General features: G+C 55.2%; 20 protein-coding genes. 2 read left to right on the forward strand and 18 right to left on the reverse strand.

The features are described from left to right. Positions 1-289 precede the first annotated feature (289 nt). Positions 290-1033 carry a LytTR family DNA-binding domain-containing protein gene (locus AC2FH6_RS19345; RefSeq protein ID WP_496692901.1) on the forward strand — a complete coding sequence of 248 codons (744 nt, stop codon included), beginning with the start codon at positions 290-292 and terminating at the stop codon, positions 1031-1033. 6 nt (positions 1034-1039) lie between these two features. On the opposite strand, the gene pdeM is transcribed toward AC2FH6_RS19345, so the two are convergent. The 15 genes from pdeM to AC2FH6_RS19420 all read right to left on the reverse strand — a co-directional run bounded on the left by pdeM (position 1040) and on the right by AC2FH6_RS19420 (position 16267). Then, positions 1040-1702 carry a ligase-associated DNA damage response endonuclease PdeM gene (pdeM, locus tag AC2FH6_RS19350; protein ID WP_496703300.1) on the reverse strand — a complete coding sequence of 221 codons (663 nt, stop codon included), beginning with the start codon at positions 1700-1702 and terminating at the stop codon, positions 1040-1042. Positions 1703-1744: 42 nt separating this feature from the next. Further along, positions 1745-4156 carry a ligase-associated DNA damage response DEXH box helicase gene (locus tag AC2FH6_RS19355; RefSeq protein WP_496703996.1) on the reverse strand — a complete coding sequence of 804 codons (2412 nt, stop codon included), beginning with the start codon at positions 4154-4156 and terminating at the stop codon, positions 1745-1747. Between the two features lie 40 nt (positions 4157-4196). Then, positions 4197-5504 (reverse strand): DUF8689 domain-containing protein, encoded by a 1308-nt coding sequence (locus AC2FH6_RS19360; protein WP_142637954.1) that lies wholly within the window; start codon positions 5502-5504, stop codon positions 4197-4199. 118 nt (positions 5505-5622) lie between these two features. Continuing rightward, complete coding sequence (locus AC2FH6_RS19365; protein WP_281973279.1) at positions 5623-6159, reverse strand: prepilin peptidase; 537 nt, start codon at positions 6157-6159, stop codon at positions 5623-5625. 3 nt (positions 6160-6162) lie between these two features. Continuing rightward, positions 6163-7014: a tetratricopeptide repeat protein gene (locus AC2FH6_RS19370; protein WP_496692898.1), complete on the reverse strand. Its 852-nt coding sequence runs from the start codon at positions 7012-7014 to the stop codon at positions 6163-6165. A gap of 29 nt (positions 7015-7043) precedes the next feature. Beyond that, entirely contained in the window at positions 7044-7625 is a 582-nt protein-coding gene (locus AC2FH6_RS19375) for a tetratricopeptide repeat protein (RefSeq protein ID WP_185956705.1), read from the reverse strand. Between the two features lie 6 nt (positions 7626-7631). Then, positions 7632-8609, reverse strand: a complete 978-nt coding sequence (locus AC2FH6_RS19380) for a type II secretion system F family protein (protein WP_282022131.1) — start codon at positions 8607-8609, stop codon at positions 7632-7634. A gap of 10 nt (positions 8610-8619) precedes the next feature. Continuing rightward, a complete protein-coding gene (locus AC2FH6_RS19385) occupies positions 8620-9588 on the reverse strand; it encodes a type II secretion system F family protein (protein WP_142637962.1) in 969 nt (322 codons plus the stop codon). An 11-nt stretch (positions 9589-9599) separates the two neighbouring features. Beyond that, positions 9600-11042, reverse strand: coding sequence for a TadA family conjugal transfer-associated ATPase (locus AC2FH6_RS19390; protein WP_282022130.1), 1443 nt, complete (start codon positions 11040-11042; stop codon positions 9600-9602). Positions 11043-11066: 24 nt separating this feature from the next. Next, complete coding sequence (locus tag AC2FH6_RS19395; RefSeq protein WP_281973278.1) at positions 11067-12302, reverse strand: CpaE/TadZ family protein; 1236 nt, start codon at positions 12300-12302, stop codon at positions 11067-11069. A gap of 194 nt (positions 12303-12496) precedes the next feature. Further along, a complete protein-coding gene (locus AC2FH6_RS19400; protein ID WP_282027744.1) occupies positions 12497-13126 on the reverse strand; it encodes an OmpA family protein in 630 nt (209 codons plus the stop codon). Positions 13127-13143: 17 nt separating this feature from the next. After that, positions 13144-14550, reverse strand: a complete 1407-nt coding sequence (locus AC2FH6_RS19405) for a type II and III secretion system protein family protein (RefSeq protein ID WP_142637970.1) — start codon at positions 14548-14550, stop codon at positions 13144-13146. A gap of 194 nt (positions 14551-14744) precedes the next feature. Continuing rightward, complete coding sequence (cpaB, locus tag AC2FH6_RS19410) at positions 14745-15626, reverse strand: Flp pilus assembly protein CpaB (RefSeq protein ID WP_142637972.1); 882 nt, start codon at positions 15624-15626, stop codon at positions 14745-14747. Positions 15627-15769: 143 nt separating this feature from the next. After that, positions 15770-15979 (reverse strand): hypothetical protein, encoded by a 210-nt coding sequence (locus AC2FH6_RS19415; RefSeq protein WP_142637974.1) that lies wholly within the window; start codon positions 15977-15979, stop codon positions 15770-15772. Positions 15980-16060: 81 nt separating this feature from the next. Next, on the reverse strand, positions 16061-16267 hold the full coding sequence (locus AC2FH6_RS19420) for a hypothetical protein (protein WP_142637976.1): 207 nt from the start codon (positions 16265-16267) through the stop codon (positions 16061-16063). 352 nt (positions 16268-16619) lie between these two features. Here AC2FH6_RS19420 and AC2FH6_RS19425 point away from each other — a divergent pair, with 352 nt between their 5' ends. Beyond that, positions 16620-17486 (forward strand): lytic transglycosylase domain-containing protein, encoded by an 867-nt coding sequence (locus AC2FH6_RS19425; protein WP_496703308.1) that lies wholly within the window; start codon positions 16620-16622, stop codon positions 17484-17486. Between the two features lie 43 nt (positions 17487-17529). On the opposite strand, the gene AC2FH6_RS19430 is transcribed toward AC2FH6_RS19425, so the two are convergent. The 3 genes from AC2FH6_RS19430 to topA all read right to left on the reverse strand — a co-directional run bounded on the left by AC2FH6_RS19430 (position 17530) and on the right by topA (position 21585). After that, positions 17530-18156 carry a 3-oxoacid CoA-transferase subunit B gene (locus AC2FH6_RS19430; protein WP_142637980.1) on the reverse strand — a complete coding sequence of 209 codons (627 nt, stop codon included), beginning with the start codon at positions 18154-18156 and terminating at the stop codon, positions 17530-17532. Beyond that, positions 18156-18860 (reverse strand): CoA transferase subunit A, encoded by a 705-nt coding sequence (locus AC2FH6_RS19435; RefSeq protein ID WP_281973275.1) that lies wholly within the window; start codon positions 18858-18860, stop codon positions 18156-18158. The genes AC2FH6_RS19430 and AC2FH6_RS19435 overlap by 1 nt, the downstream gene beginning before the upstream one ends. 91 nt (positions 18861-18951) lie before the next feature. Beyond that, positions 18952-21585, reverse strand: coding sequence for a type I DNA topoisomerase (gene topA / locus AC2FH6_RS19440; protein WP_281995759.1), 2634 nt, complete (start codon positions 21583-21585; stop codon positions 18952-18954). Positions 21586-21688: the final 103 nt, after the last annotated feature.

Genomic DNA, 21688 nt, shown 5'->3' on the forward strand with positions numbered 1-21688 from the left:
ACAATCGCATGCCTGCTGGCCAACACCCTGACCGCCGCATGCCGCGCAAACAAACTCCCAGAACCAGAAGGCCTGACTGTGTGACCCATAGCGGACAGTCGTGCATGTAGATTTTCAGGGCCGGGGTACTCCCCGGCCTAAAATTTGTTAATATGTAAACTAAGTGTGAGATTACGGGCATTGAATGTGCCTGTATTGGTGATAAACTTTCTATTCCAGCCGGTTACGTTGTAATATGGCAAGTCCCCGGTAGTATTGGCTGGACCCGGAGAGTTGTTGTCGAGTGTTTATGTTCACGAAACTGCGCCCAGTTTTCGCCGAAATAGTAGGGTACCGGTTGATTGCCGGGCTGGTTTTCCTTCTGCTATTGTCCTTCGTATTCCAACCATTTCAGGCCATCGAAGTAACCTTTCCTTGGCGCTTGGCCTTCTGGATCGGGGTGATGGGGCTGGCGCTAGGGGTGACCTGCGTCGCAAGAAGACTGTTGCGCAGGTTGTTCGCTGAGACCGAGTTTTCTGGGCGCGACCTTGTGCTGATATCTTTGGTTTTCGTCCTTTTCGTTCCAAGCCTTTGGTTGATGGTCTGGTTGCTGTTTTCGGCCAACGGACTGCCGTGCCCGGATATGTTATCCGTAACATCTTATGGCGCCTTGCTGTCGGTGGGCTTGATCCTGGTGCGGCGTGAGGCATCGAAACCTCAATCCGAATATGCTGAAATTCCGCTGCCGCGCATGTACAAGCGGTTGCCGGGATCCTTTCAGGGTCGGGTCTATCGCCTGACGGTCCAAGACCACTATGTGGATGTGGTGACTTCTGAGGGCACGTTTACGATCCGGTCGCGTTTTACCGACGCCATAGAGGAAATGGAACCTATACCGGGCCATTGCACGCACCGATCGCATTGGGTTGTCGATGACGCCATTGCTGGGGTCGAACGTAAGGGTGGCAAGACCATGTTGCGCCTGAAGAACGACGAGCTTGTTCCGGTCAGCAGGAAATACCGTCCGTTCCTAGAAGAAGATGGCCTGATCTGAGACGCCCTATCTGGGCATTGGGATCATTTGCGGGACTTTCCCTGTCAAGATCGCCATTGCCTGATCGCTCATCAAGGCGTCCAGAACGTGATCCGAGCTAAAGAGCCCACCAGTATAAGTCCCATAGGCAGGCAGGATCAGACGCGCCTGATCCATCAGGAAGGCGGGGCGGGTGATGGAACGACCGCGAACCCGCACGCGCGCCTTGGGGTGGTAGTGTCCCGAAACCTCAGCCTTGCCCTTGGGTTGCGCAATATGACGAAAGACCAGAGGGTCAACCGCATATTCGGCCAGATGGCTTCCGCCCAGATCTACCGGGCCGGGGTCATGGTTTCCTTCGATCCAGACCCAGCGGCGACCGGCCTGCATCGCCGTAATCTGCAGCCTGTCGGGCACACTCAAGGCGTTTAGGGCATCAAGATCATCAAAACTATCCCCAAGGCAAATAACGATGTCAGGCTGCGTGCGCTCGATATCTGCGGCCAATCGGGCCAGGGTGTCCTGGCTGTCATAGGGGGGTAATGTCGTGCCGCCCCGGCGCGCCAAACGCTCGGATTTACCCAGATGCAGATCGGACACGCAAAGCACGCTTTTGTCGGGCCACCAAATGGCACCAGACCCAAGCGCCAGCAGATTTTGCCCGGCTAAACAGATCGAAACTTCGTTCATGTTACGTTCTTTGCGACGTTCCGCCACCGCGCGCAAGAGGCTTTAGCAGGATTTCAGCCCAGCCTCTTGCAATAGGCGCGCGCTTTCTTCCGCCAGCAGGCGTTCTTCAGCAGCACCTTTGACGGGTACCTTGCCAACCTCAAGAAACAGTGGTGCAGCCAGAGGTGAAACCCGATCCAATCGCATCAGATCTATACGTCCCCCGATCCGCTCGATCAGTGCATCGATCCGCCCGAAATCGACGAGACCGCGCATGGCCTCTTCTCGGGTGATCTGCATTAAAAGGTGATCGGGATCGTATTTCAGCAAAGTATCGTAGAGGATATCTGAGGAAAACGTGGCCTGCCGACCACTTTTGCGCTGACCGGCCATGTTCCGTTCGATCAGCCCTGCAATCGTGGCCGAGGCACGAAAGGTGCGCTTCATTACGGCATTGCCCGCCAGCCAGGTTTCCAAGCCGTTGCGCAGCTCGTCGGGCTGAAATAGCGGACGCGGGTCTATCACCGCGTCCAACCCCCAGATCAAGGTTGCATAGTCGGTGGCAACAAAGCCCAGCGGTGCAAGGTCCGTTTCTTCCATCCGTTTGGTCAGCAACAGCCCCAGCGTCTGCTGGGCGTTGCGACCCGCAAAACCATAGACACACAGGTTTTCGCGCCCATCGTTGGGGAAACTTTCGATCAGTAACCTGTCACGCTGAGGCAGGCGCGAGATATCGCGCTGCAAGGCCAGCCAATCCGCGGTATGCGCGGGTAACTGGGGCCAATCGGGCTGTGCAAACAGCCGCAGGATACGGTCGCTCAGCTGCGTCGAGGTCGCAAATTTGGTGCCTGAAAACGTTGCGATCTTGGGCTTCTTATCCGCTCGGCGGCTGACTTCGACCGTCATCTCGCGCAATCCCTCATAGCGCACGATCTGGCCGCCGATCAGAAAGGTATCTCCGTGGGTCAGCGAGGCAGCAAAGGCTTCTTCGACCTCTCCCAGAGGTTTGCCCCCTCGATTGCGTTTCAGGCGGACTTTCAACGTATCGGTGTCCTGAATCGTGCCAAGGTTCATGCGGATACGCTGCGCAGCACGGGGGTCACGTAGCTGCCATTGACCATCTGGCCGTAGCTGCAGCCTTTGCCACCGATCATAGGCGCGCAGCGCATAGCCCCCGGTTGCACAAAAGTCCAAACAGGCGTCGAACTCTGCTCGGGTCAACCCGGCATAGGGGCCCGCCGCGGTCATTTGCCGGAACAGGTCATCGGCCAAGAATGGCCCGGATGCTGCGGCAATCAGGATATGTTGACACAACACATCGCGTGGACCTGCGCCGCGGGGATCACCGTCCAGATCATGAGCTTTCACAGCCTCAAGTGCCGCTATGCATTCCACAACTTCGAAGCGGTTTGCGGGCACTAACAATGCTTTGGAGGGGGCGTTGTATCTGTGATTTGCGCGCCCGATGCGCTGAACCAGCCTTTTGACGTTTTTGGGCGCCCCGATCTGAATGACCAGGTCGACATCGCCCCAATCAATACCAAGATCCAGACTGCCTGTGCAGACGATTGCGCGCAGCTCACCGCGAACCATTGCGGCCTCGACACGTTCGCGTTGCTGCCTGCCCAGACTGCCGTGATGAATGCCAATCGGCAGCCCGTCTTCGTTGGCAAGCCAGAGGTTGTGAAAGAAAATCTCGGCCTGTGCGCGGGTGTTGTGAAAGATAAGCGTCGTCTTATGCTTCCGGATCTGGTCCAGAACGGCAGGGATGGAATAGGCCGCTCCACCGCCCGACCACGGAGGCATTTCCGGCGTTTCCAACATTTGGATATCGGGGTCAGGCCCAGGATCGGCCTCAACGATCCGGCAGGGATCAGGGTGACGTGCCAGAAATCGGGCAATCGCATTGGGGTCTTCGACCGTTGCAGACAGGCCCACCCTGCGCAGGTCCGGGCAGAGCCCCTGCAAACGGGCCAGCGCCAGCATCAGCTGGTCGCCACGCTTGCTCTCGGCCAGGGCGTGGATTTCATCGACAACCACCCGTTGCACGCCCTGAAACATCCGCCCGGCGTCTTCGTAAGAGGTCAGCAGGGCCAGGCTTTCAGGTGTGGTCAAAAGGATCTGCGGTGGGTCAACCCGCTGACGCTTTTTCTGTGTGGCTGAGGTATCTCCGGTGCGGTCCTCAATCCGGACGGCCAGGCCCATTTCCTCGGCTGGGCCACGCAGGTTTCGCCGGATATCTGCCGCCAGCGCCTTGAGAGGGGAGACGTAGATTGTATGCAGGCCATCATGGTCCCGCTCTGCCAGATCGGCCAGCGTGGGCAGAAATCCGGCCATTGTCTTGCCCCCGCCGGTGGGGGCTATCAGCAACGTCGCCGGTTCAAGGGCCCGGTCGTACATGTCCTGCTGATGCGGGTGGATGGACCAACCTTTGTCTTCAAACCAGTCAGTAATCCGGGCGGGAATCTGCGTCATAAAGGCAGATTACCCGGCCCGTCAGCGAAATGGCATTAGGTTATTTGACGATTTTCTCATCTTTGACGAACATGTTGGCCCAAGCGCGTTCAATCAGATCGGGGCTCATCTGATAGGGGATGCCTTCGAATTCGCAGATCGAGATCATCTGATCAATCAGGAATATCGGCTGATAGTTCGCATAGATGTTGTCGATGGTCGGGTATTTGACCTTTAGCAGATGGACCAATGCGGCCTCGTCCAGAGGCATCCCGCGTTTGCGGGCCACCATGGCGAAGATTTTCAGGAAGTTTTCTTGGTTCGGACCGTCAATCTTGATCTTGAAGAAGATCCGGCGCAAAGCGGCTTGGTCAAAGATCTCGTTGGGGTGAAAGTTGGTCGAAAAGATGACCAGCGTGTCAAAGGGCACTTCGAATTTTTCACCCGATTGCAGGCCAAGGATATCCTTGTTCTCTTCCAGTGGAACAATCCAGCGGTTGATCAGGGCCTGAGGTGGTTCCTGCTGACGGCCAAGGTCGTCAACGATAAAGATGCCGCCCGTCGATTTCAGTTGCAGCGGGGCCTGATAGGTCCGCGCCGTAGGGTTATAAACCAGATCGAGCATGCTGAGTGACAGTTCACCGCCAGTCACAACAGTTGGTCTTTCACATTGGACATAGCGCGAATCAAACCGCTTGCGGCGGCGCAAGCTATTGGGATCATCTGCTTCTTGTTCGATGGCTGTGTGTACAATCGGGTCATACACCGTGATCACCTGACCAGCGTATTCGATGGCATATGGGACATAGACATTATCGCCCAAAGCATCCCGAATACCGTTCGAGATAGAGGATTTACCATTACCCGGAGGTCCATACATCAGGATTGATCGGCCTGCACTGACCGCGGGTCCAAGGTGGTCCAGCAGGCTGTCAGGCAGAACCAGATGGCCCATTGCCCCGGTCAACTGGTCGCGGGAAACCTGGATATTCCGGATCGACTGGCGTTTTACCTGCTCGCGGTACACATCCAACGGGACGGGCATGGCGCCGAAATATTCGGACTGGCTCAGCGCATCCAATGCACGCGCTTTGCCCGCATCGGTCAGTTGATACCCCATCTCATTGCCGCTGTTGGCGTTCAAAGTACCGGTTGCTTCCAGCAGCTTTTGTTCGCGGGCAAGGTCGATCAATTCCTGTGTGACAGAACCCGGCAAGCAGATCGCTTGGGCAACTTCGGAAACTGTATCTACGGTTTTACGAAAGATAGTTTTCAGCAGGATATCCCGCATCATAACAATAGGAAGCTGCATATCGCCCAACCCCTTTGGGGTAGGGGGGGCCATTACCGAGGTTGTCTGCATATTCATGAGCGTTGCCCGTCTAATTCAGTATTCACGCCAATAGCCCTGAAAAGGGCCCTTTGACGAAAATTTGGCCGGGCTTTGTGTCAGTTCCAAGGCGGGGACAAGGCGGACTGATGATAGTTTACGAGCCGTAAACAGTTCCAAGTATCAGGTAGATGGCCAGGGTTGCACCAAGCGCGAAACCCATTGGAAATTGTTTGTCCCGACGCCAGCTTTCCCAATCTGGGGCAATAGCTCTGAGGGCGGTATGTTTGGCCAATCGATGCGTGACAAAGGCCGCCAAGGTGGTCGACATCAGGATCAACAATACCAATGTGAAATCGCCCATCCAAACAAAGGCTGAGGCCGCGGCTATGAATTTTGCGTCTCCGGCTCCCATAATGCCGGCTGCGTTGAGCAGAATGCCGATGACCAGCATTACAACTATATGTAACAGCTGCCACAAATAGGGTGGGAGGGACACAGAAAACGGGCCAGAAATCCAACCATCCGACCAGGGCGGCAGGACAAACAAACCGATGACCGCAAATACCGCAGCCAGTGCTACTACGGCGTGATTCTTGATGAGCATGTCACGCAGGTCGGTGAAGGCTACGTAATAGCAGATCGGCAGTACGAACGGCAAAAACCAGGCCGCAGCACCCGCTGGAATATGCATGTATCAGGCTTCCTCAAGCGCGCGCAGGGATCGAACGGCTTCGTCATAATGTTGCGGATGGGTGGCGATCGCTTCGCGGAACAGGTTCTTGGCCGTCGCCACATCACCGCGTTTCACCGCCGAGATGGCCATTGTGTTCAACAACATCGCGCGTTCGACCTGAGACATGGGAACGACAGGCATGCTGTAATTGCCCTGTGCAGCCCGGGCGAGGACCAGATTGTTCTTTGCCGTGAATAGAGAGTTATCCTGTCGAATGGCCTCGGTGAATAACCGTTCGGCTTCGTCGTACTGGCCGCGCGTCAGTTTGGAATATCCCCAGTTGTTCATTACACCACCGGGGCGGGTCGTCAGACCCACGGCGGTTTCATAGAAATGATCCGCGCGTTTCCAGTCTTTTTGCGAATCCGCGACGACGGCTTCCAGGCGGTAGCGTTTGAAAGATTCAAAAGTCGGCGGGATCGAATCCAATGTCGATTTGGCCTGTGACCAGTTCCCGGAACGTACCAGAGAGTCTGCGTATTCGATCTTGTCTACATTGGTCGCACCGCTCATCGTAGTGACTTTTTTCCAGGCGGCGGTTGCCTCGGTCGTCCGTTTAGCGCGCGCCAGTGAAATCGCCAGTCCACGTTGCAGGTCTATACGACCCGGGTTCTTGGCGGCGGCACCCTGGAAATAGGTAACGGCTTCGTTTGGGTCGGCGGCCGACAGAAGAACGTCGTTCAGGTTGGTTTCATCAATGACGTTCACCTCCTGAAATGTACGCTCGACCTTTTCTTCTTCGGACTCTTTTTCACAGGCTGAGAGGATCAGCCCGCAGATTGCGATAGACGGAATCAAGAATTGTTGGCGCATTTTTGCGTCCCTTACTGCTCTTGCCTATGTTACGGGAGCTTGCGCAGCATGAATTGCCCGTCGCCTTGCTGCTCCAGTGTGTATTCTTGTTCTTGAGGGGTATTATTATCAGTATTTTCCATTTTTGCGAGAGCTAACCGCAGATTGTCCCGGATTGCGTCACTTTCGCCATTATCGAGAGCATAGGCCCGGCGAAAGACCTGAGCGGCCTCGGGATATTCTCCGATTTCCATCAGCAACACACCCAGATTGTTCCAGGCGACAGACCATTCGGGGTCATCTTCAACCGCACGGCGCAGCAGTGTTTCCGCCTGTCCAAGCCTCCGAAGGCCCAGATTTGCCGTCCCCATCGAGGTCAGGATCTGCGTTGTCATTCCCTGATTGAGCGCTGCGCGGATAAAGGCATCCAACGCAAGCTCGTATTCACCCGAAGCCATCAGCCGGTTACCAACTGCGATCTGATCCTCGGCCGGGGCTTTACGATCAATGCCAGGTGCATCCAGATCCCCAGAGGACCCCGTTTCCGTGCAAGAAGCCACCGTGGCAAGAACCACGGTGGCCTGTAACACGCGGCGTATCCCCGTTTGGATGCACCTGGGTTTCAATTTCATAGGCTATTAGCCTCCGCCGAATTCAGCGATGCCTTTGGCCGAGGGTCCAACCAGAATGACCAGCAACGGTGGCACCGTCAGCATCATAGTGGCGAGTGTCATTTTGGTTGGCAACTTGTTAGCGGCCTCTTCGGCGCGCATCACGCGCTTATCTCGCATCTCGCCGGCGTAAACCCGCAAGGCTTCGGCGATGGATGTACCGAATGTTGCCGATTGGATCATTACCGTCACAAATGAGTTAACATCCTGAACGCCACAGCGCGTACCAAAATCGCGAAGAACCGTATCCTTGTCCTTACCGGCCTTCAATTCGTGGGCGACGACTTCAAATTCAAGCGAAATCTCAGGGTAGGAGGCTTTCATTTCGCGTGCGACGCGAACGATGGCCTGGTCCAGCGACTGGCCAGCCTCGACACAGACCAGCATCAGGTCAAGAGTATCGGGGAAGCCTGCGGTGATCGCTTCTTGCCGTTCTGCGACCCTTCGGGTGATCCAATAGCGCGGCAGAAAATACCCGGCGGCCGAAGGGACAAGAACTCGTATTATCATCTGCTGCGCGGTAAATTCCTGACCATCGGAAAGGACAGTGACCAGCAAAACACCAATCACAATTCCGATGATGCCCAAGGAAAATTGAGCGAAGTGGAAAAACCGAACTGCGTCCTTTGACTGGTACCCCGCCTGCCGCAGTTTCAGCTGCATGGCAGACAGTTCTTCCTTATTCTGTGGCTCAAGGAAGTTGGCAAATTTCTCAAGCTGCTCGTTTCGCCCGCTGGTTCTGAGCTTGTCCTTTTTGACCTTCTTATCCTGTCGAGGGGCTGCATTAGAACGCTGCAGTTTCTTCAGGGGATCTTCTGGCTGGCTCAGGATCAAGGGGACGGTGATCAAGATCATGAACAGTCCAAGTACACCAACCACGATCAGTGGACCGAAGGGGCCAAGGAGCTCGGTTAGAAAGTCGTTTATTCGGGTCAGGATTTCCATGGTGGTGTCCTCAGACCTTGATGTCGGTTAGAATGCGCATGACGATCAGGTTCAGTGTCAGCATGATGCCGACAAAGAAACAGGCAGGAATGAACCATGGGTGATCCATTACTTCGTCATAGTACCCGGGGTCGTTCACCAAAATGAATCCCAGGCAGAACAGTGGAAATCCAGATAGGAATTTTCCTGACCATTTTGCCTCAGCTGTGATGGCGTTGACGCGCCGGAAAAGTCGAAAACGGGCCCGGATCACCTTGGCCAGACCGGCCAAAATTTCGGCCAGGTTACCACCGGATTGCTGTTGGATGCCGACGGCCACTGCCAAAAACCGTAGATCCTGCATATCCAGTCGTTGTGCCAGATCTTTGAGAGATTCACCGACGTCACGGCCATAGGCACATTCATCAGCGATAACCCCGAATTCAGTGGCGAGTGGATCCTGGACTTCATTTGCGACGATTTGAATGGTGGACACAAAAGGGTTCCCGACGCGAAGCGACCGAACCATCAATTCCACAGCATCTGGCAACTGTTCTTCCAGCATTGCCATACGCTTTTTGGCCTTGTTGTTTACCCACGCATAGACACCGCCAACACCGATTGCGACCGAAATAGCGGCCCGCATTATGGTTTCCGTTCCCGTTGCAATACTGAGCCCCATAAAGGCAAAGCCTGTCACCAACACCATAATCAGGATCAACTGACGGGGTGTGAAGGCGATGGCGGCCTTCTGAGCCTTGTCCGCCAACAGGGAATAGAGCGGAATGCTCTGGGACTTCATATGCTGCTGCATTTCCTTGCGCAGCTGTTCCAGAACTTGTTCGCGCCCGACGCCTTTATCCAGCATGTCCAGACGGCGGTTCACGCGGCTGTTCAGACTGATGGATTTTCCGAAGGCAACCAGATAGATTCCTTCCACCAACGCAAGTACGCCTACGAAGATCGCGACGTAGATCAGTGCCTCCATAGGCAGTTGCATTTCAAGATCTCCTACATAGTCGTTGGTTCGTAAATCGAAGGGGGCAGATCATAACCCCACAGACGGAAGCGTTCGGAGTAGTGGCTGCGAACGCCTGTCGCGGTAAAATGGCCAATGATCTTGTTGTCGGGTGTTAACCCAACGCGTTGAAAACGAAAGATTTCCTGCATGGAAATCACATCGCCTTCCATACCAGTGATTTCGGTGATCGAAGTCATGCGCCGCGAGCCGTCCTGCAGGCGGCTTGCCTGAACGATCAGGTTCACAGCACTGGAGATCTGGCTACGGACGGCCTTGATCGGCATTTCGATCCCGGCCATCGCGATCATGTTTTCAAGACGCGAAATCCCGTCTCGGGCCGAGTTCGCGTGGATCGTTGTCATCGAGCCATCATGGCCAGTGTTCATGGCCTGTAGCATGTCGATAACTTCCGAGCCCCGTGTCTCACCCACGATGATACGGTCGGGACGCATACGAAGGGCGTTTTTCAGACAGTCGCGGGGGCTGACTTCACCCTTACCTTCGACGTTGGGCGGGCGGCTTTCCATCCGGCCAACATGAGACTGTTGCAGCTGGAGTTCCGCTGTATCCTCGATGGTCAGAATACGCTCGGCGTCGTCGATAAAGCTGGACAATGCGTTTAGCGTGGTAGTTTTACCGGAACCGGTACCGCCCGAAACGATCACATTCAGGCGTGTAGATACAGCAGCCTGCAGATAGGCGGCCATTTCTTCGGTGAAGGCACCAAAATTCACCAGGTCATCAATGGCCAGCTTATCTTTTTTGAACTTACGAATGGATACCAGCGAGCCGTCAACGGCAATCGGTGGCACCATGGCGTTGAAACGCGAGCCATCCGCCAGACGGGCGTCCACATAGGGGTTGGATTCGTCAACACGGCGGCCCACGGCGGATACGATCTTGTCGATGATCCGCATCAGGTGCTTTTCGTCTTTAAATGTAACGTCGCTAATTTCTAGCTTACCGAACCGTTCAACGAAAATTTGCTGCGGGCCGTTGACCAGAATATCGCTGACAGAGTCGTCCTGAAGCAAGGTCTCGAGAGGGCCAAGACCGGTTACTTCGTCATACAGTTCTTTGTTCAGCTGCTGCCGGTCGTCGCGGTTCAGAACGATGTTGCGGGATTCCAGAACCTCACTGGCAATCGCACTGATTTCCGAGCGCAGCTCGGATTCTCCAGCTTTCTCAAGGGCCGCTAGGTTCAGGTTTTCAAGAAGCTCGCGGTGGAGTTCGATCTTGATTTCGCCCAGACGCTCTTTGCGCTTGCGTTCCTTGTCCGCCCCTACAACCTCGGCCGCCTTTTTGGGGGTGGGTCGCCGGGCAACTGCAGTAGCGGTTGATGCTTGCTCCGCTGCAGGTGCAGGTGTGGCCTCGGGCGATTTAGCCGGTGCCTGGACCGGTTGTGCTTCTGGTTTTTTATATCTTGAAAACACGGCGGCTCTCCCTGTGGGATTGTGTTATGCGGCTTCGGCACTACTGCTGCCCAGGCTGTGCAGCGACTTCGCAAGCTTTGCGATTTCCTTGCGCAGTGGGTTCTTGGCCGCAGCGTTGGCCAATGGCAGACCGTGATCACCGCTTTGCATCACCGGTTTGCCGCCATCCGGCAGTTGAAGATCAATAGAGATACCCAGGCTTTCACCCATGCGCTTGACCCGGCCCTTACCATTCAGATCGGTAAATTTCGGGGCGCGATTGAGAGCGAAACGCAACTTATTGAAGGGTAGTTCCTCGGCCTGTAAAGCGCGCTTGAGGCGCAATGCGTTCTGAGCCGATCGCATGTCCAGTTCTATCAGGGCAAAGTAAACATGGGCGGCCTGCAGTACAGTTTCCGACCAGTGAACCAATGTCGTTGGCATGTCGACGATCACATAATCGAAGTGCTTTCGTGCCTTTTCGATCACCCGTTCGATATCTTCTTGCGTAATCAGATCCAAAGGCACCATATCCGAAGGCGCAGTTAGCACCTGCAGCTTGTCCTCATAGGACTGAAGCGCCTGGTTGAAGACGTCATCATCCATTGCCGCCGTATCAGACAGCATCTCGAATACAGTTTCTCGACGGGGAAGATCCAGATAGGTCGAAACCGTTCCGTATTGCAGGTCCAAGTCAATCAAACAAACCGAAGGGGCCTCTTTGTCAGAGACCGTTGCCAGTTCCCAAGCTAGGTTGACGGCCATAGTCGTCGACCCGACCCCACCGGCAAGTCCCTGAATCACAAACAAAGCACCCTCTTTAGAGTCGCCAGCTGCACGTGCGGCATCTGATCCGGGGGCAACGGCGACGGGTTCGGGTTTGTTCATCCGGTCGATTGCTTCTTGCAATTCACCTTCTGGAAGAGGGTAGGGGACGAATTCGTCCGCGCCCTTGCGCAACAACTGATGCAGCGAAGCCGGGGTCACGTCCTCGGCGATCAGAACTATTTTGATATTTTTGTCTTTTGCCTGTGTGATGATTTCACCCATCAGTGACAGGTTGTCTTCATCCTCGCCATCAATGGCCAACGCGACAAATTGCAGTGAATTCGCCTCGGGTTGGTTGAAAAATGTCAGGGCTTCGGCAAAGCCGAGATCGCCCCAACGCTCACCCAAAGCGCCTTCCATATCTTCTATAAGCAGATCGAAATTCTGGACATCACGACTGATCGTGCAGGCCAGAATTGCGGTCTCTTCGTTTTGCGGCGTGGCGCTTGTCATTAACACAATCCTCGTCGAAGGGTAGGCGAACCATCCTGGCCCAGAGGACAGGATTGGCTTGCTGTCACCCTATTGCGGCCATTTTCGGACGCAGGTCACCCAATTGTTGAAAATGTGGCTTGGAACTTAGGCAAGAATTAGGCGCAAAAGAACCAATTGTAGGGAATTGGGCGACGATGCCGCCCAATCACAGTTTATTGTTCGCTTGTATCGCCAATAGCGGTTTCGCGGCGCAGCTGGGATTCATAAACCGCGCTTTCCACGTACTCACGATTGACGATAGCGGCGTATTTGCCATCGAGTAGCTGGGGTGCACGATCAACGAAGCCTGATACTTCGGTCACGGTGCGCCTGTTGCGACGGTCTCGATCCGGCGTAGCCACGAGAGGTCGAGACTTACCGAATGAAACAACCGCCTCCAACCGCGAGCGAGAGATACCCTGCCGCGTAAGGAACGCAACAGCCGCATTCGCGCGCCGCTGGCCCAGGCTTTGGTTGTATGCCGTTGATCCAACAGCATCCGTATGGCCATAGACCCGGAACCGTGCCTCGGGGAACTGTTTGATCCAGTTCGCCTGACGCAAGAGTACTCGCTGAGCTGTTTCGTCCAGTTGAGCGCTGTTGAAATCAAAGTTGATCTGGGTCGGCACTTCGGCTGCGAACCGTTGGCCCAGGATCTGGGCATATGTCAGTTCGCCATTCATTACTTGAATGTTGTTCAGTGTCGCATTCCCGAACGCGCCCTGATCGGCTTCGTATCCGGCCTCACGCGTACATGCGGCGACAGCGACCGAAAGACCCAGTGTGATGATCCACTTCTGCATTGGTCCTATCCTCCTAATCAATCCAGGACGTAGCCGTACGAGCTACCGAAGTCCTGATTCGCGACTTCCGAAGCTGCACCGGCACCCAGACGTTCAGTCCGACCGACTTTGCCATTAACGAACAGATCAAATTCGCTGGGTGGTTTGACCCGATCCGTAGGCAGAGCCAGTGCCTCACCACGTGTCGGCGACACAAGGTGGGCTGTGATGATGATCACCAGTTCACTTTGCTGACGCTGATATTCCGCGCTGCGGAAGAGGGCGCCAAGAACCGGGACGTCACCCAACCAAGGAATCTGGCTGTTCAGGTCGGTGAAATCATCCTGGATCAAGCCAGCGATCGCAAAGCTTTCACCATCGCGCAGCTCAACCGTTGTGCTGGTCTGGCGTGTGATGAAAGATGGAACATTATCACCTTGAATGGTGAAGTTCGACGAACCATCGATAGCTGACACGGCAGCAGCCATTTCAAGGTTGATCAGATCACCATCCACAACGCGGGGGATAAAGTCGATTTCAACACCGAAGGCTTTGTATTCAATCGCAATTACGCCGTCGTCCTGCGGTACCGGAATAGGAACTTCACCACCTGCAAGGAACGTCGCTTCCTGACCCGAAAGTGCGGATAGGTTAGGCTCTGCTAGGCTGCGCGCCAGTCCTTTGGACTCGAGTGCCTCCAGCAGCAGACGAACCTGTGTGGAGCCTGCGCCAAAGCCGAACAGAATTGCGCCGGTATTCGTCTGTACCGCCGGAATGTTGTTGTTCAGGGCATTTGCCAAAGCACCAGCATTGTTCAGCGTGTTGATACCGCCAGTCACATCACTGCCGCCGAAACCAAGCGATGCAGTCAGGCTTTTAGCCACCGACCGATTCATCTCGGCAAAGCGCACTTTCAGCATGACCTGCTGAACGCCGCCAACCGACATCAGGTTCGATACGCGCTCCGGTGCATAGCGCTCTGCCAGCTCCAATGCCCGCGCCAACTTGGCAGCGCTAGAAATTGTGCCAGAAAGAACGATACCGTCATTGGCGGTGCGAACTTCGATAGGCTCGGTTGGCAAAATCTGGCGCAGACGTTCTTTAAACTCGGTAACATCCGGTGCCACACGGACCCGAACATTAGCAAGTAGATTACCTGCACCGTCGAACAATGTCAGGGTCGTCAGGCCAGGAGCCTTACCCAAAACATAGATAGTACGATCCGAAAGCGACGAAATATCAGCGATGCCTGCATTGGCGATGCTGAGTTCGGCAAACGGTTGCTCACTTTCTACAACTATTGCGCGGTTCATTGGCACATCAAGCGTTTCCGCTGTACCCTTCTTTACCACGCGAAGTGTTTCAGCCCAGGCAGCATTGCCGACTGGGCCAACTACGAGCGCCAAGCCCAATAGGGCTGCGCTTATCCAGGAACTTCTTTTCATGTGACCTGCCTCTCCGATCACGCCTCGTTTTTTGCGGCTACTGCCTTATGTCTGATAACACTGCGCGAATTGAGAATTTATTGCAATAATCAATGGTTTCTGGAATTTTCCTTATGTGGACAATGCGCAACATGCGAACAAATTAGGGCCGCGCAATTCGCGCGGCCCCGGTCATGTAACGCACTGATTTTCTGTTAATTTGTGCAGGGTGTTACTATTCCCGTGTCGACGATCTCGGCACCGCGGCGCGTCTTGACCGTACAGACCTCTTCCGCGATTTTGGGTGCCACGGGGACGACATCTTTAATGCCCAGAAGTTTTCTTTGGTCAACTTCGACCGCGCTTGCGATTGTGTCGTCTTGCACGCCAACCAGCGCCAAAGACAGGCGGCCGGTGTTCTGAGCCTGAGCCAGTGCCGCGATTTGTTCTGGAGTAGCAGCGACCGTAACGGTGCGCGCGATCGTGGCTCCGGTCAGATCGGACCCGGCGCTCTGGTCAACAGCGATCAACTCAATGCTGGTTTGAATCAGGCGGGTGATTTCACCGCGCGACCCATCGATTCCGCCACCATACGAACCGGTCCAATAAACATCGATACTGTCCCCAGGGCGAAGGAAGCCGGATACGCCCGAGGCAACGTCCACGCTGATTGCAAATGCGCGCTTACCTTTCGCGATTCGTGATGTCAGACCCGCTGCCTCGCCTGGTTTGGTTACTTTGACCTCCATCAGGGCTTCGTCTTTTTCCATGGTCCTCAGAACGAAGCGGTCGCCACTGGCGTCCTCTGGAAACAGGACGGCCATTTCAAGGAAGCTTCCTTCGGGAATTGCATCCTCAGGCCATTTCACGATCCGCACATCTTCAGCGGCCAGACGCTCACCATATTTAAGAGCACGGTTCGAAACCAGAACGTCCACCGTCGGGACGGACTTAACATTTGCCAATGCTTCCTGAGCCGCCAAACGTTCTCTGGCCAATTCCGCCTGATACTGAGAAATATAGTCCCGCGCCATATAAACAGCTCCTCCTGCCAGAGCCACCCCAACAATCAGGACAAGTCCAAATACTGCACGCATGCGCGTTCCCTCATTTATTTGTATGCGATGTCAGTCGTCATAGGGAATACGACTTCAACTGACTATTGGTTACAGGAGAATTGTGTCGAAAAGGGGGACAATGAAGTATTTTTTTGACGCCCGTGTCCTTAGTGCCAGATTGATCAATCTGATTCCGATGCCTGTTCCTGATTCGCAGAATAGACCTCTATACCGCGAAGTGCGTTACCCGTCTCGGTATCGACGTGTTGTACCCCGCCCGTCAAATTGAATACGGTGACAAGTCCAAGGCCGACCAGCGCAGCAGTAAGCACCACCCAATCAACGGTGATTGCGCCATGTTCCCCGGATAAGAATTTTGAAATACCCTTCATCGCAGGACCTCGTCTTTTTTCTATAAAAAAGGGGGCCGCGATCTGACGAGCGCAGCCCCCTTCAAAATTCTATCTAAATAATTACGGGGTTGTTGGGCCCGCGTTAGGTGCAGTAACAACAACACCCGTCAGGGCGGTGTCAATGTCGCCAGCCAGATCGTCGACACCGTCGCTAACCTGTGTCCAAGCAACAGCGGCCAGGCCAACAACAGCTGCGGTCAGAACGACCCAGTCTACTGTTACGGCGCCGTCTTCGTCAGTGGTGAAGTTCTTGATGAACTTGATCATGTTACGTCCCTCCTAAAGGATCTAATAAGTCTAATGAACCTCGGCGTCTTCCAGAGCTTCGTCTCTCAGTCCGCTCCCGATCGTCTCGGTATGGCATTATGTTTGCCTGTTGGGCGTGGCAGGAATTGGGCCAAACCCCAAATTTTTGTGCCTCAGCTTAACTTTTTGGTAGCTTTCCGATTAACTAATTGAAATTAAAGAAATAAAAATAATCCCTTCGTACGAGTACCGATAAAACCCGATGCAAAATGGCGCCAAATGAGGCGAAATTGCCCCAATTCACATTGTTTTTCTGGCCTTACAGACAGATTCGGGGTTCAAATTGACGCAAAAGAGAACGTGAGGCAGGCAAATGAATCTCCGGAACGCAATAACTTGCGCCGGCTTGGCGCTGGCAGTGGTGTCGGCACCTGTGTCTGTCCCCGCCAACGAAGTCGAACCGCGTGGCGTATATAAACGGATCAAAGCACCTAAACCCGGCCAACGTCCGCGCATTACCGTTCAGATATCGCCTACAGAACATGCCTCAGCACCTTCGGCGCCCAGCACAGGGGCTGAGATCGTAGTTCCTGAGATTATCGCGAGGACACGTGTTACGCCTCCGGGGCTTCCGGGAATTACGCCGCAAAACAAACCCGTCGGGTCATATAAAGCGTTCTGGGACAAGATCTCGCCCGGGATAGATGAGGCCAGTTCGGGTCGTTTGCAGGATTCGATAAATGCGCTTGCCGCCATAAACGTAGCCTCGCCCCGATTGCAGACGCTTCAGAATATTGCTCAGCGGCAGGGGATCGACATTTTACGCTCGACCGTAGGGACAAATGTGTCGCCTGCGTTGGTGCTGGCCGTCATCTCGGTTGAATCTGCAGGCCGGGAAAAGGCGGAAAGTTCGGCCGGAGCGCAGGGGCTGATGCAGCTTATGCCCGCGACCGCGAAACGATTTGGGGTCGAGGACAGCCTTCACCCGGGGCAGAACATCTCGGGCGGAGTGAAATACCTGAACTGGCTGATGGAAGAGTTTGGAAACGACCCGATCCTGGTCCTGGCCGGATATAATGCGGGCGAGGGTGCGGTTCGCAAACATGGTGGTGTACCGCCTTATGCGGAAACACGGGACTATGTGCCCAAGGTTCTCGCGGCTTTTCAGGTGGCGCGAGCGCTGTGTTCGACACCGCCCGAGTTGATTTCTGACGGGTGCGTGTTTCAGGCTCTTAATTGACCAAGGCCCACACTGAAGTGGGCCTTGCCATTAGGTGAATTGATCAGTCGACAATCGTCGCCTGTGTCGCGGCGCGCATCTCATCTTCGCTGACACCATCTGCGAGCTCTACGATCTTCAGGCCGCCATCGACCACATCCAGAACTCCAAAATTGGTGATGATGCGATCCACAACACCCTTGCCCGTCAGCGGCAGGGTGCACTCTTTCAGCACTTTCGATTCACCGTGTTTGTTGGTGTGATCCATAACCACGATCACACGTCCGACACCTGCAACCAAATCCATCGCGCCGCCCATGCCTTTGACCAGCTTGCCGGGAATCATCCAGTTGGCCAGATCGCCTTTTTCATCCACTTCCATAGCACCCAGGATTGCCGCAGCGATTTTGCCGCCCCGGATCATGGCGAAAGACGTAGCGCTGTCGAAATAAGCAGTCCGAGACAGTTCGGTGATCGTCTGCTTGCCTGCGTTGATCAGGTCCGGGTCTTCGTCGCCCTCGAAAGGAAAGGGACCCATACCAAGCATTCCGTTTTCGGATTGCAGGGTGATATCCTTGTCGCCAACATAATTTGCCACCAGCGTCGGGATACCGATGCCGAGGTTTACATACATGCCGTCTTCGAGCTCTTGCGCTGCGCGGGCGGCCATCTGATTGCGGTCCCAGGGCATTATGCGTCCTCCTTCTTGCGGGTGGTGCGCTGTTCGATGCGCTTTTCGTGATTGCCCTGAATGATGCGATGCACGTAAATTCCAGGTAGGTGGATCATGTCAGGGTCCAGAGAGCCACGGGGCACGATCTCTTCAACTTCGACCACACAGATCTTGCCGCAAGTGGCGGCGGGCACGTTGAAGTTTCGGGCGGTCTTGCGGAACACCAGATTGCCGGTGTCGTCGGCTTTCCACGCCTTGATAATCGCCAGATCTGCAAAAATACCTTCTTCGAGAATATAGGTCTCGTCGTTGAAGTCTTTGTGTTCTTTCCCATCGGCAATAACAGTGCCTACGCCCGTTTTTGTGTAGAAACCCGGGATCCCGGCACCACCTGCGCGCATCCGTTCGGCCAGGGTGCCTTGAGGGTTGAATTCCAGTTCAAGCTCACCGCTGAGGTACTGACGCATGAATTCGGCGTTTTCGCCCACATATGAACTGATCATCTTTTTGACCTGCTTCGTTTGCAGCAGGATACCGATACCGAAATCGTCCACGCCCGCATTGTTCGAGGCAAAGGTCAGGTCTTTGGCACCCGAGGTCTTGATTGCCTCAAGCAGCAGCTCGGGAATCCCGCACAGGCCAAACCCGCCAGCGGCGATCAACATGCCATCCGAAAGCACGCCATCGAGCGCTTCGTTGGCATTGGCATAGATTTTCTTCATGGAAAACTCCCCCAATGAGATGGTGTTGGGCAGGTTGTGCCGTCACGTCACGGGGAAGTCAATGAAACCGGGCGAAGGGTGGTATTTCTACCTAACCGGCCTTCTTGGTTGTCTTCTTGGCGGCTTTTTTCTTGGGCGCCGCCTTTTTCTTGGTCCCTTTCAGGGCCGCGCGCTCATTGACCAGTTCGATGGCCATTTCCTGCGTTACGTCCTCGGGTTTGATGTCTTTGGGAATGGTCGCGTTGACCTTTTCCCACTTCACATATGGACCATAGCGCCCATCCAGAACCTGCATGGCGCCACCATCGGGATGTTCCCCCAGTTCTTTCAGCGCTTTGGCCGCAGCCCGGCGTCCGCGCCCCGGATTGGAGCGCTTTTCAGCAAGCAATTCGACCGCGCGGTTCATGCCGATCTCGAACACGTCATTGGGGTCTTTGAGGTTTGCGTAAACCGGTTTGGCCTCGTCCGCCAGCTGGTGCATCAGATATGGTCCGAACCGCCCGAAATTCGAGCTGATCATACCGCCCTCGGGGTGCTCACCAATCTGGCGGGGCAGGGATAGCAATGTCAGCGCCTTGTCCAGATCCATATCATCCTTGCTCCAGCCACGTGGCAGCGAGGCGCGCGGAGGTTTCTTGTTCTCGGGCGTTGGCTCTCCACGTTGAACATAAGGTCCGAACCGGCCGGTCTTCAGCCAGATATCATCACCCGAATCTTCACCCAGCAGGCGCTCTTCACCCTCGGCACCTTCACCGGCGATAGGACGGGTATAGGTGCATTCGGGATAGTTGCCGCAGCCGACGAACCCGCCAGTGCGTGAAGTTTTCAGGTGCAACTGGCCTGCGCCGCATTTCGGACAGACACGCGGGTCAGATCCATCCTCGCGTGGCGGATAGAGCTGCGGTGCCAGTGCTTCGTCCAGTTTGTCCAGCACTTCGGAAATGCGCAGTTCCGATGTCTCGCCAATCGCGGCCGAGAAGTCGCGCCAGAATTTGCCCAACAGATCCTTATAGTCCCGATCACCTGCACTCACATCGTCCAGCTGTTCTTCCAGATTGGCGGTGAATTCATAACCGACATACTGACGGAAGAAGTTCAGCAGAAAAATCGTGACGATCCGCCCCTTTTCTTCGGGGATCAGCCGGTTCTTGTCCTTGCGTACATATTCCCGGTCCTGAATCGTTGTGACAATCGAGGCATAGGTCGACGGTCGCCCGATCCCCAACTCTTCCATCCGCTTGACCAACGTCGCCTCGGTATAGCGCGGCGGCGGTTGAGTGTGATGTTGCAGTGCCAGAACTGATTCATTGTCTGACAGAATGGCCTCTTTCGCGGCCCGGTCCGTGCCATCGCTTGTCGCTTTGGTGAACTGATCCCGCAACGTGGTTTTAGAGAACCGTGCAGGGTCGCCCTGCATGATCTGGGGCAGGCGTTTGTCATCCTCATCGGCGACATCATCGCGGCCTTCTTCATAGACACGCATGAACCCGTCAAACATCACCACCTGACCGGTCGCGCGCAGGCCAACCTGCCCATCTTCGCTTCCGATTTCGACAGTTGTGCGTTCCAGCCGGGCAGCGGCCATCTGGCAGGCAATGGTGCGTTTCCAGATCAGGTCATAGAGCTTGCGCTGATCGTCGTCCGTTACCTTCAGCGCTTTGGCATCGCGGGTCATATCCGTAGGCCGGATGCATTCGTGGGCTTCCTGCGCGTTCTTTGCCTTGTTCTTATAGATGCGAGGGCTGTCCGGCACATATTCCGCGCCATAGCGGTCGGCGATGGTCTCGCGCGTAGCCGCCACGGCCTCAGGGGCCATGTCGATGCCATCGGTTCGCATATAGGTAATGTAGCCGGCCTCATACAAGCGCTGTGCCACTTGCATCGCGTGACGCGCACCCATGCCGAACTTGCGGCTGGCCTCTTGCTGCAGGGTCGAGGTCATGAAGGGTGCGCTGGGATTTCGAGCGGCGGGTTTCGCCTCGACCGAAGTGACACTGAGCGCGCGGCTGGTGATCGCCTGCACCGCCAGTTCAGCCTGGGTTGAGTTGGACAGATCGTGCTTGTCCAGCTTTTTACCGGCCAGTGTGACCAGGCGTGCCTCATAGGTCTGACCACGGGGTGTTTCGAACAGGGCGCGCACCGACCAGTATTCCACCGGTTTGAACGCCTCGATTTCCATCTCTCTCTCGACGATCAGGCGCAGGCAGACAGACTGCACGCGGCCTGCGGATTTTGCACCAGGCAGTTTGCGCCACAAGACGGGCGACAGGTTGAACCCCACAAGATAATCCAGCGCACGGCGGGCCAGATAGGCCTCGACAAGTGGCATGTCCACCTGACGGGGGTTTCGCATTGCCTCGGTCACTGCGTCCTTAGTGATGGCGTTGAAGGTCACCCGGCTGACAGGCGTATCCTTTTTGATCGACCGGCGTTTGGTCAGTGCTTCCTGCAAATGCCAACTGATCGCTTCACCCTCACGATCGGGGTCGGTGGCGAGGATCAGGGCGTTGTCTTCTTTCAGCGCGTCGGCGATGGCTTTGACATGTTTGCGGCTGTCGTTCCCGACCTCCCATTTCATCGCAAACTCATCCTCGGTATCGACCGAGCCATCTTTGGGCGGCAGATCTCGAACATGGCCGTAAGACGCCAGAACCGTGTAGTCCGGGCCAAGATATTTATTGATTGTTTTGGCCTTGGCAGGGGATTCTACAACAACTACAGGCATTTAAGGGGAAACCTCGCTCGACGGAATTGGCGCCTTCTATGAGTGTGCAAGATGTGTAGGGCAAGAGCGAATTGTCAATGCGTTCCTTTGAAGGCAAGGATTT

The organism is Ruegeria sp. CDSC045, assembly GCF_059610725.1.